16 protein-coding genes are annotated in these 17,097 nt (G+C 44.8%); 9 read left to right on the top strand and 7 right to left on the bottom strand.

From position 1 onward, the window contains the following. Nucleotides 1-184 precede the first annotated feature (184 nt). On the bottom strand, nucleotides 185-1,756 hold the full coding sequence (locus tag ACHFJ9_RS07210; RefSeq protein WP_395354474.1) for an ATP-binding cassette domain-containing protein: 1,572 nt from the start codon (nucleotides 1,754-1,756) through the stop codon (nucleotides 185-187). 391 nt (nucleotides 1,757-2,147) lie between these two features. Between ACHFJ9_RS07210 and ACHFJ9_RS07205 the strand changes: the two genes are divergently transcribed. The 3 genes from ACHFJ9_RS07205 (at nucleotide 2,148) to ACHFJ9_RS07195 (ending at nucleotide 5,313) form a co-directional block, all read left to right on the top strand. Further along, on the top strand, nucleotides 2,148-2,573 hold the full coding sequence (locus ACHFJ9_RS07205) for a universal stress protein (RefSeq protein ID WP_005392539.1): 426 nt from the start codon (nucleotides 2,148-2,150) through the stop codon (nucleotides 2,571-2,573). A 167-nt stretch (nucleotides 2,574-2,740) separates the two neighbouring features. Beyond that, nucleotides 2,741-3,358: an NAD(P)H-dependent oxidoreductase gene (locus tag ACHFJ9_RS07200; protein WP_005392538.1), complete on the top strand. Its 618-nt coding sequence runs from the start codon at nucleotides 2,741-2,743 to the stop codon at nucleotides 3,356-3,358. Continuing rightward, nucleotides 3,355-5,313, top strand: coding sequence for a monovalent cation:proton antiporter-2 (CPA2) family protein (locus ACHFJ9_RS07195; protein ID WP_046873745.1), 1,959 nt, complete (start codon nucleotides 3,355-3,357; stop codon nucleotides 5,311-5,313). Before ACHFJ9_RS07200 ends, ACHFJ9_RS07195 begins: the two co-directional genes overlap by 4 nt. 99 nt (nucleotides 5,314-5,412) lie before the next feature. Here ACHFJ9_RS07195 and ACHFJ9_RS07190 read toward each other — a convergent pair whose 3' ends face one another. Further along, nucleotides 5,413-5,706, bottom strand: coding sequence for a hypothetical protein (locus tag ACHFJ9_RS07190; RefSeq protein ID WP_005392536.1), 294 nt, complete (start codon nucleotides 5,704-5,706; stop codon nucleotides 5,413-5,415). Nucleotides 5,707-5,951: 245 nt separating this feature from the next. Between ACHFJ9_RS07190 and ACHFJ9_RS07185 the strand changes: the two genes are divergently transcribed. After that, nucleotides 5,952-6,245 (top strand): ArsR/SmtB family transcription factor, encoded by a 294-nt coding sequence (locus ACHFJ9_RS07185; RefSeq protein WP_005375388.1) that lies wholly within the window; start codon nucleotides 5,952-5,954, stop codon nucleotides 6,243-6,245. 108 nt (nucleotides 6,246-6,353) lie between these two features. Here ACHFJ9_RS07185 and ACHFJ9_RS07180 read toward each other — a convergent pair whose 3' ends face one another. Beyond that, a complete protein-coding gene (locus ACHFJ9_RS07180) occupies nucleotides 6,354-7,703 on the bottom strand; it encodes an alpha-amylase family protein (RefSeq protein ID WP_395354470.1) in 1,350 nt (449 codons plus the stop codon). A gap of 518 nt (nucleotides 7,704-8,221) precedes the next feature. On the opposite strand from ACHFJ9_RS07180, the gene ACHFJ9_RS07175 reads away from it, so the two are divergent. After that, nucleotides 8,222-8,578 (top strand): MerR family transcriptional regulator, encoded by a 357-nt coding sequence (locus ACHFJ9_RS07175; protein ID WP_053809604.1) that lies wholly within the window; start codon nucleotides 8,222-8,224, stop codon nucleotides 8,576-8,578. Between the two features lie 58 nt (nucleotides 8,579-8,636). Then, a complete protein-coding gene (locus tag ACHFJ9_RS07170; RefSeq protein ID WP_104972819.1) occupies nucleotides 8,637-9,014 on the top strand; it encodes a carboxymuconolactone decarboxylase family protein in 378 nt (125 codons plus the stop codon). 77 nt (nucleotides 9,015-9,091) lie between these two features. Here ACHFJ9_RS07170 and ACHFJ9_RS07165 read toward each other — a convergent pair whose 3' ends face one another. Both ACHFJ9_RS07165 and ACHFJ9_RS07160 read right to left on the bottom strand, forming a co-directional pair. Then, on the bottom strand, nucleotides 9,092-9,322 hold the full coding sequence (locus ACHFJ9_RS07165; protein WP_005375384.1) for a PAS factor family protein: 231 nt from the start codon (nucleotides 9,320-9,322) through the stop codon (nucleotides 9,092-9,094). 285 nt (nucleotides 9,323-9,607) lie between these two features. Further along, entirely contained in the window at nucleotides 9,608-12,025 is a 2,418-nt protein-coding gene (locus tag ACHFJ9_RS07160; RefSeq protein WP_395354467.1) for a M9 family metallopeptidase, read from the bottom strand. A gap of 448 nt (nucleotides 12,026-12,473) precedes the next feature. Between ACHFJ9_RS07160 and ACHFJ9_RS07155 the strand changes: the two genes are divergently transcribed. Continuing rightward, nucleotides 12,474-12,965: a hypothetical protein gene (locus ACHFJ9_RS07155; RefSeq protein WP_395354465.1), complete on the top strand. Its 492-nt coding sequence runs from the start codon at nucleotides 12,474-12,476 to the stop codon at nucleotides 12,963-12,965. Then, complete coding sequence (locus ACHFJ9_RS07150) at nucleotides 12,962-13,450, top strand: hypothetical protein (protein ID WP_395354463.1); 489 nt, start codon at nucleotides 12,962-12,964, stop codon at nucleotides 13,448-13,450. Before ACHFJ9_RS07155 ends, ACHFJ9_RS07150 begins: the two co-directional genes overlap by 4 nt. Before the next feature lie 31 nt (nucleotides 13,451-13,481). Here ACHFJ9_RS07150 and accD read toward each other — a convergent pair whose 3' ends face one another. Next, complete coding sequence (gene accD, locus ACHFJ9_RS07145; protein WP_395354461.1) at nucleotides 13,482-14,345, bottom strand: acetyl-CoA carboxylase, carboxyltransferase subunit beta; 864 nt, start codon at nucleotides 14,343-14,345, stop codon at nucleotides 13,482-13,484. Between the two features lie 142 nt (nucleotides 14,346-14,487). Between accD and ACHFJ9_RS07140 the strand changes: the two genes are divergently transcribed. Further along, nucleotides 14,488-15,387 carry a LysR family transcriptional regulator gene (locus tag ACHFJ9_RS07140; RefSeq protein ID WP_395354459.1) on the top strand — a complete coding sequence of 300 codons (900 nt, stop codon included), beginning with the start codon at nucleotides 14,488-14,490 and terminating at the stop codon, nucleotides 15,385-15,387. A 131-nt stretch (nucleotides 15,388-15,518) separates the two neighbouring features. Here the strand turns inward: ACHFJ9_RS07140 and ACHFJ9_RS07135 are convergent, their stop codons facing one another. Then, entirely contained in the window at nucleotides 15,519-17,078 is a 1,560-nt protein-coding gene (locus ACHFJ9_RS07135; protein ID WP_395354457.1) for a methyl-accepting chemotaxis protein, read from the bottom strand. Nucleotides 17,079-17,097: the final 19 nt, after the last annotated feature.

Here is a 17,097-nt window from a genome sequence, read left to right as displayed (position 1 = left end):
TTGTCTTTTTGTGCAATACATCAGAGCTCTACTATATATCGACAAAATGAATCTAATTTCATTAAACGAGTTGTGAAAGCCATCCTAACTCCCTCATTTCCTGCCAATTCTACATATCGGTAAGTGGCGGTGTAGAGCTTAGAAACAACGCTGAAGAGCTACGATGGCGTTTACTCTCTTTCGTTTAATTCAGTTCGATTTGACGCAAAACCCCACACTCAGAAGCGAAATCTTGGTCGTGACTAATCAGAACAAATCCACCTTTGTATGCATTTAACGCCTGACTAAGCATTATTTTTGAATCGAGATCGAGATGATTATCTGGCTCATCAAGCAGCAGCAAAGGCTGGGAGTGTTGATGGCTGACGATCAGCATTGCGAGCTTCATCTTCTCGCCACCACTGAGTACGCACCCCAACCGAAACACAGCGTCTCGACGAAAACCGATCCCCGCCAATAAGGTTCTCGCTTCACTTTCCGTCATCTCTTGGCAGGTCTCCATTACGCTCTCAAGTAACGAAAGATTTGGATTCACTGCGCCAAAGTTTTGGTCGAGATAATACAAGGGAGTATTCACTTGCAGCTCACCACTGAGCAACGACAACTCGCCAAGCAACGTCTTTAACAAGGTTGACTTTCCGCAGCCATTTATCCCTTTGAGATGGACTTTATCGTTCGCAAAAATCTGCAAAGTGATAGGAGTAGAATCTCCAAAAGGCAATATACCTTCTTGTATCGACAATACTTTTCGCGAACGGTTCGGATTATCTGCAAGATAAAGCTTTTGCGCTTTGAGCTGCTCATGTCGCGATTGCAACGCCCGCTCTTTGGCTTGTAAATGCGCTTGTCTGAGTTGCTCATTCTTATTGCGACTTGAGGTGCTGGCGGTCGCGCTATCCTTTTTGCCATCAAGCAAAATTTTGGGCTGACTGCCGTCTTTGCGCAGTTTGTTCCCTTGCGCGGCGCGTTGGTCTGCTTTTTCGCGATTTTTCTGGGCTTGCTCAGCTAACTGTTTTTTCTGTTTATCGACCTGCGCTAACTGCCTTTCGATCGCTTGTAGCTCAGTGCGTTTTTGCTCGGCATACACATCGTAATTTCCACCAAAAACCTGTAAACCTAGGCCCGATAGTTCCCAAATTTCCTCCATTGATCGCAGCAGCTCACGATCGTGACTGATGAGTAAAATCGCGCCGCCGAAATGCGTCATAGACTCTATCAGCCATTGTTTCGCCTCGGTATCGAGGTGATTGGATGGCTCATCGAGAATCAAAAGCTCCGCTTCGTTTTCAAACAATTGCCATAACTGCAAACGCGCCAACTGACCACCACTGAGCCGAGCACATGAGAAATCAGGGTCTTGCGGTAATCCCATCGCAGCGAGCTGCTGTTTGAGTTTCGGTTCAATATCCCACTGCTCGCCAACCAGTTCGAACCAATGTTCAGAAACATCACCTTGTTCAATCTGCTTTAAAGCATGCAAGACCGCATCTTTGCCCAGAAACTGGGCGATCGATTGCTGACCTGAAAGCAAATCAGACGGCTGCTGGCGATACATCATGAAAGAAGAGGGAGAAGTCACAACACCGCTGGCAGGCTGAGTTTCTCCCGCCAAAATGGAAGCCAAAAGTGACTTACCGATGCCATTGCGCCCAACCAAACCAACACGTCGTTTAGTCATGGAACAAGAAATAGACTGGAATAGCGTCTCGCCATTATCAAACTGATGGCTAACATTAAAAGCTTGTAAAACTGGCATAATTTGCCTCCTGTATGACAGGGACAACAGCCGTAGCTATGATTTGAGATTGCAACAAAACGCGTGCACAAACGCATTAAGCTCTATGTAAAGCTCGACGATAAACGTCAAATTAAAAAGTCGTCTTGTTGCAAAGAAATATCGGAAAGTGAGCTACGCCTACTAACCCTGCAGATCCAAAAAATAAGTAAAAATATGGATAACAGGTTTAGTTCTTCATGTTGGCGTAATCTCCTAGAGAAATGATTTGCGAAGTTTAGCGGGTTTTCTGACTAAAAAGCAAGCAGCATTATTTATCAAAACTTTGAACGATTTCGAGATCTTATCTACACAAATTTTGCCCAAGCCATACTATGCTTACAGTAAAGCTAATCCACATAAGGGCGTGGTAATGAAATACAAACATATCCTTGTTGCACTCGAACTGTCCGATGAGAGCACTGTTCTGATCGACAGAGCCGTAGCGATGGCTAACTATCTCGACTCCGATATTTCATTCATCCATATTGATGGAACTCACGGGGAAATTTATCGTGAGCTCGTAGACATTAAAGAGAACCCAGACCAAAGGCCGCTGAATGAGCACTCTATGGAATGTTTGAGAACATTCAGTGAGTACATGGATTATCCACTCAAACACTTTTTCGTGGGTACTGGTGATTTAGCCGATAAGCTCGAAATTACCATCAAAGAGCAAGAAGTGGACTTGCTGATTTGTGGCCATCACCAAGATTTCTGGAGCAAAATCATTTCCTACTCAAGACATCTTATCAACAAGTCACCAGTCGATATTTTAGTCGTTCCTATTCATGATTAATTAAAATTTGACGCTTGCCAAAACCACCAACTTATTTGGTGGTTTTTTATTGATATTGAAACAGCTTAAGCACTTTTCCAAGCTAGCTTGACGGCCATTTATGAGTTACATTTTCTAACCAACCTGCGCTCCTACCGGGCATGGTTATTTAGATAGCAAGGATCCTTATGGCGAATAAAAAAGTATTAATTCTCTTTGCTCATCCTTCCCAGCATCGTTCAGAAGTGAATACTCCACTTTTCAAAGAAGCTCAAAAAATTGAAGGCGTGACATGTGTTGATCTCTATGGTGAATACCCTCGTTTCGATATCAATATCGACCGTGAACAACAACGCTTGCGCGAGCATGATGTGGTGGTTTTTCAATTCCCACTATATTGGTATTCAACCCCAGCAATTTTAAAAGAGTGGCAAGATCTGGTTTTGGAGTATGGCTTTGCTTACGGCACTGAAGGAACCGAACTACAAGGTAAAACCATGCTGTGCGTGCTTTCTGCCGGCGGCAAAGAAGAAGCCTATAAAGCCGAAGGCTACAACCATTTTACGATTCGGGAACTGCTCGCTCCTATCGAGCAAATGTCAGCGCTCACGGGCATGCACTACATTGCGCCTCTTGCTTTGTTCGGCGCACGTACAGCCGAAGAGGAAGGACGAATTCCCCGTCATGTCGAACGGTACAAAAGCCTGCTAACAGCATTAGTCGAAGATAGACTGGATGTTGAAGCTGCTGCGTCATTAATCAAACTCAACAGCGCACTTCCGAAGCTCATCAAGGAGGCTTCATGACAGGGATATTCTTACAAGCCTTCGTGTATTTGATTGCCGCTGTGATCGCGGTGCCACTTGCCAAGCGTTTAGGGCTCGGTTCCGTTTTAGGTTACCTCATCGCTGGTGTGGTAATTGGTCCAATTATCGGTTTAGTCGGTGAGGAAACAACGACAATTCAGCACTTTGCCGAATTTGGCGTGGTGATGATGCTATTCCTAGTGGGGTTAGAGCTAGAGCCTAAAATGCTCTGGTCAATGCGAAATCGTTTAATGGGCTTAGGCGGTCTTCAAGTTGGCGGTACCATCGCGGCGATTATGGGTATTGCCCTGTACTTTGAGCAGCCTTGGACTATTGCCTTAGCCATCGGTTTGATTTTCGCCCTTTCTTCTACCGCGATTGTTTTGCAAACTTTTAGCGAAAAAGGGTTAACGAAGACAGAAGGCGGACAAAACGCGTTCTCTGTTTTGCTTTTCCAAGATATCGCTGTTATCCCGATGTTGGCCTTTATTCCATTGCTGGCCCTGCCGGAGTTAGTCGAACAAGCACAAAATGCTGTTCAAACGGCCGCGCAGCATCATGACGATTTAAACCTCGTGGCCGATTTACCAGGCTGGGCGTACGGAATAGTCATCACAGCATCGATAGCGATTGTTGTCGTTGGTGGTCACTTTTTAAGTCGACCTCTGCTGAGCTATGTTGCTAGCTCTGGGCTGCGTGAGATTTTTACCGCCACCGCATTGATGCTGGTGATCGGCATCGCAGCACTGATGAGTTTGGTTGGCTTATCTCCTGCATTAGGAACTTTCTTGGCTGGCGTTGTATTGGCGAACAGCGAATTTCGCCACGAGTTAGAGTCCAATATCGAACCATTTAAAGGGTTGTTGCTGGGTCTGTTCTTCATCACCGTCGGAGCTGGGATCAATTTCTCAGTTCTATTTGGTGACTTCTGGTTGATCATGGCACTGACCATTGGCGTGATGGTATTGAAAGCCTTGGTGCTATTTATTCTCGCGCTGATATTTAGAGTGAAAGGCAGCAACCGTTGGCTGTTTACTCTCAGCTTGGCTCAAGCGGGTGAATTTGGTTTTGTGTTGCTAAGCTTCTCTGTGCAAAACCACGTCATTCCGTTTGAACTCTCGCAAACGCTTGCGCTGGTTGTTGCTATCTCAATGTTCTTAACGCCAGGCTTGTTCATTCTATTTGACAAATTAATACTGCCGCGTTTTGAAACTCAATCAAACGAAAGAGAAAGCGATACGATTGAAGAAAAAGGCACAGTAATCATCGCTGGTATCGGCCGCTTTGGTCAGATTGTTAACCGCTTGCTTGTTTCTAATGGTGTAACAACCGTGGTGCTCGATCACCAAGCCAACCAAGTCGATAACATGCGCCAGATTGGCACTCGCGCTTATTTTGGCGATGCGACTCGACCAGATATGCTGCACACTGCAGGCATCGAGCATGCGGCTGCGTTGGTCGTCGCAATTGATAACCAAGAATCGAGTGTGGAATTGGTGAAGTACGTCAAACACACGTACCCCAAAGTAACGGTGATCGCACGCGCCTTTGACCGTGGTCACGGCTATCTTTTGCGTCAAGCTGGGGCTGATATTATTGAATCGGAAACCTACCATTCCGCATTGGAGATGGGCGGTCACACGATGAAAGCACTTGGTATTCATCCCTTCTTTGTTGAGCAGCAAAAAGCGACATACAAGCGTGTTGAAGCACGCAAGTCCGAGCTACTCTACAAAGCTTGGGAAGATGATTCTGAAGGCGAACGTTATGACAACAATTTCCGACAACTGTTTATTCAGTTAGAGGAAAAAATGGCGGAAGAGATGCAAAAAGATCGCCATGACAAACTCTCGCGCTCAGAACGTGGTTGGACGCCACCGCCGAAAGGTTACGCCGATGACTTCAATGAAGATAACGTTCAAGAACTAACGCCGCCGAGAGAAGAGCCGCTCTGACGGTAACTTGCTCAATGTTAAAAACCTCCCGTTTGGGAGGTTTTTCTTTTTCAGTACCGAGTCACATGCCGTGCAGGATAAAATGATCTTCTCACGAGATTACATAAGATCATTCATTAAAATCTCATACTCTTCGTTTGCTTCTTCCACTAAGTGAGAAAGCTCTAACGCATCAGTAACTGCAAGATTGAACTGCCACGGAGTTGTGTCTTCTTTACCACAGATTCGAGTTTCACACCCACGGCTCTCAAAAGACAAATCATCAAACTCTGTGGTATGGCGCTCTTGAAGTTCTACAATCTCAACTTCTAATTTACCGACAGGGTTAACTTTAACGTGAGCATGTAAATCTGAACTGTTAGACAAACAATAATCTCTATGAACCGCAATCATGGCCGCCTCCTTGGTCTGCCAACTGACAACTCACCCATGAGTGTAGACGAGGGAGTTTGAACGTGGGGTGAAATAATAATGAAGATTGATCTGTCTCATTGGAGTAGACAATTATTGTTGTGCTGGTATGAGCCGGTATGAATCTCATCTGATTTAAATCGTTCCTAGATCACAAGAGTTGGCATTTACCGAGACTTTCCCTATTATCGAAACAAATTTACTGTAGTCATTCTTTAGAGGTCAGTATGGAGCTTGAAGCCGTCGCTAAAGCACTAAAAGAGTTAGGTCATCCTACTCGTTTAAGTATTTACAAAGAAGTTGTCAAAGCGGGATACAAAGGTATCGCGGTAGGCGGCGTACAAGAAAAGCTTGGCATTCCTGCATCCACTCTCTCTCATCATATTTCTAGTCTAGCCTCAGCCGGGCTTCTCACCCAACGTCGTGAGGGGCGAACCCTTTTTTGCGTTGCAGAGTACCAATGTTTAGATGATGTGATCGGCTTTTTAAAGGCTGAATGTTGCGTTAATGAGTGCTCATAACCTCATAGCAGAGGCGAAAGACTTCGGTTTTACATTAGACTTTACCCGTTCTTGAATGACCGCCGATAAATATAAACACCGAGCTCGCTAAGCTCGGTGTTTTATTTTTTAGTTTCCGACGAGCAACATTGAGGCTTTAGGTGGCACAATTAACTTACCGTCAGATGGAACGTCCTGATCCGTCATCAAATCCACCCAGTCACCATCCATTTTCAATGCCAAAGACTGCTGACGCTGCGATTTATTAAGCACGACAATGCCTTTGCTCCCTCGCTTAAATACCAGCATATCATCGTTACCTTCAAGAACACTCATCGACTCGCCATGCGTCATATTATGGAACTGGATCATTTTCGCCATTCGCGGATCGTTCCATGCGCCTTGCCATCTTGGTTTGCCATTTTTATCTGTAATACCGCTAGTGTTTAAGTCGGTATAAACCAATGGCACACCACCATCGCGGCCTAGAATGTAGGCATAAGCTAACCATTCGTTTTCCTCATCCATGATCAGATCAAGAAAAACGTCATTGTTAGGAATGTCATGCGTGACAACAAATGTAATCGCGCGACCAGGCGAAAGGGCCTGACCGAAACAGTATGGGTCAATCAACGACTTGAAACTGCCCTTTTTAGCAAACGCCTTAAAAATGGTCGAGAACAACGGGAAATCGTAAGCGCCTAAGCGTGTTTCCTGCAAATACGGCTCAAGAAACAACTGATACTCTTCTTCTGTCGCACCGCCATCGGTAATAATTTCGCCAAATATATGCACATCGCGTGTGATGTCGTCTGTCCAAACACGTTTAAGATGCTCTAGCGTCATGTGTTTCGCGGCATCAATACGAAAACCTTTCACACCAATGGCTTTCAATGCTTTTAGGTAAGCGCGTTGCTGCTCAACGACATGGTCACAAACACGGAGGGTTGGCAAGCCAGGATCGGTTGGTCCACCTGTGATGCGTCCATTTTGTACCTGCCATTTATCTTTCCAGTCTTTAATACCGAACGCTTCAACAAAGTCCTCTTCATCAAAAAGCGGTTGAGATAAGTCGCCAAATAACGTTAGCGACTGATATTTCTGTTTGTTTTGTTGGTATTCCTCCAAGACCTCTTTTCTTGGGTATTGGAGATCTCGGCGAAGGTGGGCCTCATTTGCCATGTGGTTAAACACCACGTCAGCGTAAACCCACACGCCAACTTGCTCCAGTTCACGAACCATACGGATAAAGTCTTTGGTATCACCCAACGCATTGTCGATGACACGGTAATCTTGAGGTTGATAGCGCTGCCACCAGCGATCATCGTGGGCGCTTTTCATTGGTGGCGAAACCAACACGGAGCCGTAACCTAGCTCGTGGATTTCTTTTGCTCGTTGGGCAATGTCAGCATACTTCCAATCAAACGCATGTAAGATAACATTCGCACCGAATGATTGTATTTCCTGTGAGCCACTCATGTTGTTCTCCTACTCGTTTTCACTCACGATTACTTGTTTGCATTTTTTTGTGAGTGAATTCAATAGTCGAAATTATAAGAGCTATTCATCAGACGCCCTCACCCTTTTCGCCCTAACTCAAGGCTGAAAATGAAGGCGTAGTGACTCCTCCATTGCACAAGTAGAAACGGTTCTGGACGTAAACGAGTAGATGACATTCAAGCACATCGCACACAAAACAAACTAAGTCATTGTTTTGTATTGCAAAAAATCGCGTTCAAAATATATAAAAGAAAATGCCCGGGTACGCCCTAAAGGAGGCCAAAGACTAAAAACAGCCAAACCACTCTATTGAGTAACTAATTTTTAATAAAGTGAAACTGGCAGGTGGATCACGTTTGGCGCGTATTCAAAATAGCCCCCTTCTGCGTATCCCACCTTAAAACATGGAAGATTACCGTTTGTATCTATCCCGAAATGACTTCAAAATGCGGAACTTAGCTTATGCCTATTGGTATGAATTACCTTGGAGGGTAATCATGAATATCAAAGAGTTTTCTAGCCTCGTCGGCTTGTCTGCTCATACACTTCGATACTATGAAAAAATTGGCTTACTTAAACATGTCCATAGAAACGCGAGTGGGCATCGAGTGTATAGTGCGAAAGATCTAAGCTGGATTAGCTTCGTAAAGCGATTAAAAGAAACTGCAATGCCACTTGAAGAGATTCTGGAATATGCAAAATTAAGGGAAGTCGGCTCAGAGTCTGTACGACAACGCCAAGCCTTGCTAGAGCAACATCAAGAAAACCTCAAGATCCACATTGAACAGCAGCAGAAGCACTTAACGGCTCTAGAAGAAAAAATTGCCTTGTATAAAAGCGGAAAAGTTCGTTGACTTAGAGTTAACTCTAAGGATTAAGGTATGTTTGCATTTATTCACTAGGAACATATCAATGGAACAATCACGCTTTAACAAAGGATTAGAACTACTCTCTCACATTGATGGCGACGCTGGTCATAACGTCATCGAAAGCTTACAAGATATTTGCCCAGATTTAGCTCAGTACACCATTGAGTATCCGTTTGGCGATATTTATGCTCGCCCAGGCTTAGACCTAAAATCGAGAGAAATCGCAACCGTCGCCGCGCTAACGGCAATGGGGAATTGTGCGCCACAACTGAAAGTACATCTCAATGCAGCACTTAATGTAGGCTGCAGCGAGGCTGAAATTAAGGAAGTCATCTTACAGATGTCCGTCTACGCAGGGTTTCCAGCGGCATTAAACGGCATGTTTGCCTTCAAAGAAGTGCTGGCGGAAAGAGCAGAGTAATCACGACGTTGAAATCAATTTAAAGGCAATTAAAAACGGCCCTTGGGGATCGGGCCGTGATTTAAACAACGAGTGAATTAGCGCTCAGGGGTTTCAAGCAGTTTAACCGCGCAATCTACCGCGTTGTTAATGCCTTGACTACTCTCCAACTTGCCTGAACTTGCAGGACCAAGGGCACAAGAATACAAAGCCAGCTGCTTATCGAACGGCAGATCCAACTGTTCATATAGATTTTGTCGGATTCTTGCATGTTGTTCAGGTTCTTGGTTAGCAAGGCTAATCAACGTTTCATAAATAAGCGTTTTCATGTCTTTCCCTTTTCACTTTATTGCACGGGGTGCATATATATTGTATCCGTTTGGAAAGCACAAATCAGAAGCTAGGTCACAGAACGCGTCGCTAAAAAAGTTTATGTGCGCGGTAAATTGTAATACAAACCTAAAGCCGTTTAGAAAAAGAGCAAAGGATAACTCGATAAATCAGCCTATTAACTGGCATTCGCCGCTGTTTGATCACAATGGCATCCGATACAAACAAAAACGCCGCTCTATGAGCGACGTTTTTTATCTCGATTTCAGCTAATCGAGCATGTTTTAGTTGAAGTGCACTAACATTTCAACGTCATCACCTTGTTCTGGTGCTTGAAGAGAGAAGTGCACATAGCCCGCTTCAGTAACAGGAATCGCAAGGTATTCGTTGCTACCTGCATAGTTGGACACGTACTCGTGTTGCTCAACCGTAGGCCAATGCTCTCTGCTGGCGTATAGATCGACATTACCAGTTTGAGAGTGAGCCGTTAGCCATACACGAACCTCTTCAACACCTTCAGGTACATACACTGCCGCATAACGCTGCTTGTAAACGGTCAGCATTTTTGCTTCACCAGACTCTAGTACCACCGGTGCCAAATCGTCTTGCACTTGTGTTGGCGGTGTTTGCGCTTCAACGTCTAAAGCTGCCACAAGATTCACAGAGTCATAGCTATCACGGCCAGTTAAACTGATGTAGTAACGACCTGCTTTCACGTAACCATCCTGCTCTGGCTCAAATACAATCTCTTCATTGCTGCCATCGCCATACTGGCTCATTTCAAAGTCGTAGTAATGCGCAACTTTGTTGTAGCTCATGTAAAGATCCGCATCCCCCGCACCTTCAATAGATACATTAAAGCGCACGGTGTTGGCTGGTACGTCAACGTAGAACAGTTTTTCGCTGTACGCTTCGCCACTGAGTTGAAGGCTTTGGTTCGCCGTCAATTCAGTCACTTGTGCTTCAGGTTCTGTTGGCTCTTCTGGGTCAGTACCTGGTTGCTCTGGCTCCACTTCTAACGTATCCAACCAGCGCTCAAACTCTGCGTCATATTGTTGACCTAATGTCGTCACCTGTTGCGCCCACTGTTCAAACTGACCAGTGCGCGACAACGCCAACAAGCTTTCTACGTCTTGCGGATGATTTTCCAGCATGAATCGAACGGCCAAGTAACCCCAACGATAGATACGATTAGTATCGTGAGAATATGTGGTATCAAACACAGTTGAAAGGCTCAGTTTACCGCCTGCAATCAGTTCGATCGCCGCTTGGTAGCCTTGTTTGTAATGCATGTATTCAGCAAAACCTTCCAGCCACCACACGATATGACCGTGGGCTAAGTTATCACTGAATGAGCCGTACTGGTTAAATCGCGCATCCAAATAGTGCGTGTACTCATGCTCTAGATTCAAGATCGATAAATCTTCGCCATTCGCATAGCGATAAGCCACGAAACGGGCGGTATTGTCCGCTTTTGATGGATTCCCCTCAAGGTACTGACCACCGTTGTCCGTTGTGTTACCAAACAGGAACGAAGAATAATCAACGTAGCTGTCGTTACTAGCAAACACCGCCACTTCAACACGATCATTCAAGTCATCAGCAACAGGTTGATTGCCCGTATTCGCCACTTGATGGAAGTCGGCTTCTTTCGCAGCCAGTACTTCACACGCTTTCGCAGCTTGAGCATCAGTTAGATCTTCAGAGCGAATGATGGCAGGCCCCTGACACTCAAAACGATTTGGCATCACGCGCGCAGCTAGATCTTGCTTAGCTTGCTCAATATTCAGACCATTTAGGCCTTCTGGTGCGTAGTAGCTCATCATTTCAACGGCAGCGAGCCACAGTTTGTCATGCTCACTGCCCAATGGGTAACGCTGCATCACTTGTTGCATCACAGCCAAGGATTTGCGTTTGGTCTCCTGATCTGGGCTCGCGAGCAAACGACCAGTTTCACGTAATGCATTGAAAACAATAAAGCTCGCATCCGTATCCAATGCCCAAGCGTTATCAGATGCGAATCTCGCTAATGTATCAATATGGTGAGTATTGTTTGCCATGTATCGGTAGAACTCATCGTTTGCTACATGACCTGCCATAGAACGGAACAGGTTGTTTAAACCATCGACCCATTGCGTGTCCTGCGCGGTTTCACGGTTAAAGTGCATCAACGCGGCCATCATGCTATCCATGGTCAGCGGCAACTGCTTCACGTTATCAACCATCAAAGTCAAGCTCTTCATTGCGCCAACTTGTTCACGACCTTGATCCAAAGCATGAGGGTTGTTAAGGAATAGGTTCGTCGACTGAGCAAAACGCTGACTCAACGCTTGCGAAAACTCAGGTGTACCTGTGCCAGCATTGTAACGAACGTAGTATGCAGCACGAATAAACTCGCCCAGATTTTCTAGAACACGAGCTTGCTCTGCTTCTCCACGATAGCGGGCAATTTCTTGATCCAACGCGACTTGGATACGGCTTAAGCTCGCTTCGCTGTAAATATCGTTCAGCGTTGCGGAAGGAGCTGAAAACCAAGCGTGGTAGCAATCATACTCAGCACCAGAAACGGCAGCAGCCAAGTCTCTCGATTGTTGTAAATCAGCAACAGCGCACTGGTTTTGTGCAAAAGAGAAGCTAGACACACTCGCTAGCATACAAGCAAGCGCCAAACGATGGCGCGGGAAAAAACGGATATGAGACATAACAACACTCATTGATTATTAACATACATTGAGTGGGGGTTTATATTCTTTACAGCTCAAACAGTGAAATCAGTATCATAAAATTTATGAAATCGCTCCCAAAAATAGGCTTTTTACTCTAAATTTATGGGATCAATCCCAACCCAAGCTTTCTCACAATTATCAATAAAAACATTAATTTACCTTTTTCTAAATAACGACTTCATGAGGAAAATTGCCCTTAAACGCCCCCCTTAACTCTTCCAGATAGAGTTCACGACAATCAAAGGTTCTAAATTAAATTTTGATGCTTGATACCATCTATTTTTATTTGTGACTCATTCCTAATAAGTCATCGAGTGCATATCAAAAGGTTGGCATTAATGGTAAATTCTCCGCCAAATGAAACACATTTACTCCTCGAGTCATTGATGAGTGAATAAAGCAGATATTTGGCTAGGGATAATACATGTCACTTTGGGGATTTTTGGGAGCGGGGATTGCCTACTTCATGACAACGTTTGCCTTTGTTTTTGGTGGCATTTTTTGGTTATGTGCTGAAGGTAATACATTAAGAGAAACAAAGCGCCAATCATCAATAATGTCCGGGATTATTGCTTGTACTATTGGAACTTGGGTGCTTGCTTTTGGTGTTTACGTTTACGGTTACTTTTGGGATAACTCTTCTCACTATTATTTTTATTTGCTCGCTCCATGGGGACTTGCCATTTTTGGGGTAAACCTTCGTAACCGCTGGGTTAAGCAATACGCTCGTGTAAAACACGCAAAAGAAGAACAGTGGCAAAAGCGCTGGCGAGAATTATTAGGGGAAGATACGAAGATCTTCCACCATATCCACATGATTACGAGCTCTACTCGGGCATTTGGCAAGCCAATGACGCGCTCCGAGAACAGTGCTTTGCAGCGCTTCCTCACGGGAAAGCAGTCTACGAGAGAGTGAAAGCCTTCCAAACGATGGCCTCCCCCGCTGGTGACATAAACAATCAAGTTTTGCTGAGTAAACTCGATCAGCTAGAGGATGAAATCATTCAAGTTCTTGAGCAACACTCGCAAAAGAAAGTAAGCATTGAAACTGGCGCAGGTACTTTACGCAAAGAGTCAAAACGCAATGTTTATCACCATGAGAATAGCCCAACAGAAGAGCAACTGTACGACTCAATCAACCTCCAACATGATTTGGATCGAGAGCTACGCAACATTATTTATGATCGGCTCGGTTACGATGGCGAAGATGAGTACTTTTTCCTCCAAGCGCCACTCGAAGAGCTTACCGAGAATGAAACCGCAATCAACTGGATGCTCTGGGGTTTAGTAAGCGACCATTTTGCTGTTGACCCATACCAAACGGCGTTGGATCTCAGCCTAATGAATGCGGAACCAAGATGGGGGCAAAATGAACGGTTTGTAATGATTACGGCTCAATAAACGCAAGTACTAAATCTAACTTTAATACAACCTATTCTGAGACCACCCTCGCGTTGGTTAACTTAGCCAATAAGCCGCCAACGCGATCACGCATTTCACGTCTGTCTACAATCATATCTAATGCACCATGTGCCAATAAAAACTCACTTCTTTGAAACTCGTCTGGTAGCTTTTCACGTACCGTTTGTTCAATAACACGCCTTCCCGCAAAGCCAATGCTTGCTTTAGGTTCACCAATATTGATGTCTCCCAACATGGCTAAACTCGCCGAGACGCCACCATAAGTTTGGTCCGTCAATACTGAGATATAGGGTAATCTGTGCTCAGATAAGTGGTTTAACGCGGCGCTGGTTTTTGACATTTGCATTAGTGCTACCAAAGACTCTTGCATGCGCGCCCCTCCGCAAGCAGAAAAACACACTAGCCCAGATTTTATATTAATCGCAGTTTCAACGGCGCGGACAAATTTCTCGCCAACCACCGCCCCCATCGAGCCAGCCATGAAAGAGAATTCAAACGCACAAGCTACAACAGGCAAGCCTAGCAACTTCCCCTGCATCACAACCAAGGCATCTTTTTCTCCAATCGTTTTCTGCGCGATGGCAATTCGCTCTTTATATCGCTTTAAGTCTTTAAAACCCAAAATATCCTGCGGTTCCAACTCACTTGCCAACTCTTGCTGTGTTCCATGATCCAGAAAAGTGTTCAACCTTTGACGTGCCGCCATTCTCATGTGATGAGAGCACCTAGGACATACTTCCAAATTCTCTTTTAATGCCGCGCGATAAAGTATTTGTTCACATTCAGGGCATTTTGTCCAAACGCCCTCAGGAATAGACGCTTTGCGCGAACCTATTATATTCTTATTCTCAAATAACCTTTCTAGCCAACTCATGAGTACCTCATTATTGATCACCTCGTAGCACGACATCTGCATCGTTTGCCCGCTCTGACTGTTAAATAAAATTGTATGCAACTCAGTCTGAGGATAAAGTGCAATATGCTGGCTTGATAATCCAATAAAGTGGGACAATAGAATGTTTGATAACGTCGACCAAATCTGGTTAAAAAGTTTTCACTGTGTGTATGAAAACAACAGCTTTAAGCGAGCCGCTGAGTGTTTGAATATACCAACATCGAATGTCAGCCGACATATTGCCCTGCTTGAAGAAAAGTTAAACATCAGGTTGTTCAATAGAACGACAAGGCGAATGACGCCTACCGAGGCTGGAGAAGAGCTCTATAGCAGCACTCGTCCATTATTGGAACAACTCAACAACGCGCTAGAAACCGTGACTCGCCACTCGCACACAGTAACGGGAGAGCTACGTATTCTTATGCCAGACACACCTGTACTGGCCAAAGCGGTTGTCACCTTTTGCACGCAATACCCGTCAATCTCTTTGTCTTGCGATACAACGCTAAACCCTAAAGATGAGGTTATTGATAGCTTTGATGTCATTTTGAGTTTTCATAGAGGGACTTTGTCTGACAGCAATTGGGTGGCGAGGGAAATCAAACGCTGGCCCAGTGTTATTTTGGCTGCGCCTCAACTGCTTAATAAGTGCGGCCGCCCTTACAAAATTACGGATTTAAATCATGTTCCCTGTATCACGACACTTACTGCTGTAAATGGTGCTCCCTGGGTGTTTAAAAATCCCGACGGAGGTCATATTACGCAAACAGTACAATCCTCGTTCAAAGTAAACAGTGGTCATCTCGCTAAATCTGGCGCGTTATCAGGGCTTGGATACGCAATACTTCCAATAGAATCATGCAAAGATGAGATCGAGAGCGGCAAGCTTGAAGTCATCCCTCTAGAATACGAACCTGAAGATTTAGTGCTTTATGCGTTTTACTCTTCTAGAAAGCACTTAGCCAAGAAAATCTCTATGTTTGTAGAGCACTTAAAACAACACGCGAAGATTAACGCCTAGTTAAGCACTAATCATTTATCCCAATAACTATAAAAACTGGCATAGTAGAGCAAATCGACATTCGATTTTCTCAAATAAAAAAGCCAGCAATCGAGATTTACTGGCTTTTGCAAAAGGATTTCCGTTGGCGTTTAAATTCTAAACGCTCCTACGTGACGATCGAGAGTTCTCGATAATTCCGCAAGTTGTTGACTTGATTCTTCCAATTGCTCACTCGCCGTTAGCGCGTTTTTCACGGAGTGACTGACGGTATCCATATTCATGTTAATTTCATTTGCTACCGTCGATTGCTGTTCTGTTGCCGTTGCCACCTGAGTATTGATATCCAAAATAGTAGTAACTTGATCAGCAATTGCCTCTAGTGCTTGTCGAGCGAGCTCCGTTTCTGCAGTGCCTTCTTCAATTAGGGCTCTACTATTACTCATTGAATTAACCGCACTTTGGGCTTCGGTTTGCAACTGATGGATCATGTTGTCAATTTCATCAGTGGACTGAGCCGTTTTAGTTGCAAGATTACGAACCTCGTCTGCCACTACGGCAAAACCTCGTCCGGCATCACCGGCGCGCGCTGCTTCAATAGCGGCATTTAACGCCAATAGGTTAGTTTGCTCAGAGATCCCTCTAATGACTTCAAGAATACTACCAATCGACTGAGTGTTGTCCGCAAGGCTTACGATAATATTGGAAGTACTGTTCATCTCGTTTTCAAGATTCGTCATCGCCGTCTTGGTGCGTTCTAGCGTCTTGTAGCCATCTTGAGTTTCATTACTTGCCGTACTCGCAGCACTCGCTGCACCAGCAGCATTTGACGCAATTTCGTTGACGGTCGCGATCATTTCGTTCATAGACGTGACAACCAGCATGGTTTGCTCATTCTGCTCCTGCCCTCTTGCAAGCGCTTGTTGAGATTGTCCACGCAGCGCGACAGCGGAACCATTCAGATCCACACCAGTATTTACAACTTGTGTAATGATTTCATGTACCTTGCCAACAAACACGTTGAACGCCGAAGAAATTTGTGCGACTTCGTCATTACCTTTTGCTGGTAAACGAACCGTTAAGTCTCCGTCACCTTTCGAGATGTCTTGCAACGCCTCCTTAAGCGCAGAGAGCGGTCGCATCAGCTTGTTGAGTAGAAGCGATAGAGCCAAAACACACAGAACGAAGATCACCACCATGGAAATCAGTTGGGAAGTAATAATTCCATTCGTCGCTTGGCTTACTTCTGTAATAGGAATACCAATATCAAACGTGCCGTACAACTGACCATTCACGTAGATCGGCGCCATGATATCAAACACCCACACTTTCTGGACATCGGCATACCACTTTGAATACTGTTGTACACCTTTGGTTGCACCTTCAACGGTGTAGTTATCATTGTAGATTTTATTTAGCTTTTGCTTATCACTGTGAGCAACCGCCGTCACATTGCGATCAATTACGACTGCATAGCTTACGTCTGAACGTTGTTTCAAACCCTCAACGAGCGATTGTAAGTCTTGCATTGGGTTGGCTGAGTTCTCCAAAATATAACTTGCATTTCCTGCTAAAAACTCAGCTTGAACTTGGGATTTGTTTAAGATGATGTCATCGATTTTCTGACTCGAAATTAGGTACGTTGATGCCATACTTGCCACGACAGCAATACCAAACATGGCGCAAACGGCTAATAAGATGATTCTTTTCATTTTAATTGTCTCGGTACAA

The organism is Vibrio sp. D3, assembly GCF_043995865.1.
Taxonomy (GTDB): Bacteria; Pseudomonadota; Gammaproteobacteria; order Enterobacterales; family Vibrionaceae; genus Vibrio; species Vibrio diabolicus.
The sequence above is the reverse complement of the archived record's forward strand: the minus strand, read 5'-3'. Positions and strand labels throughout refer to the sequence as shown.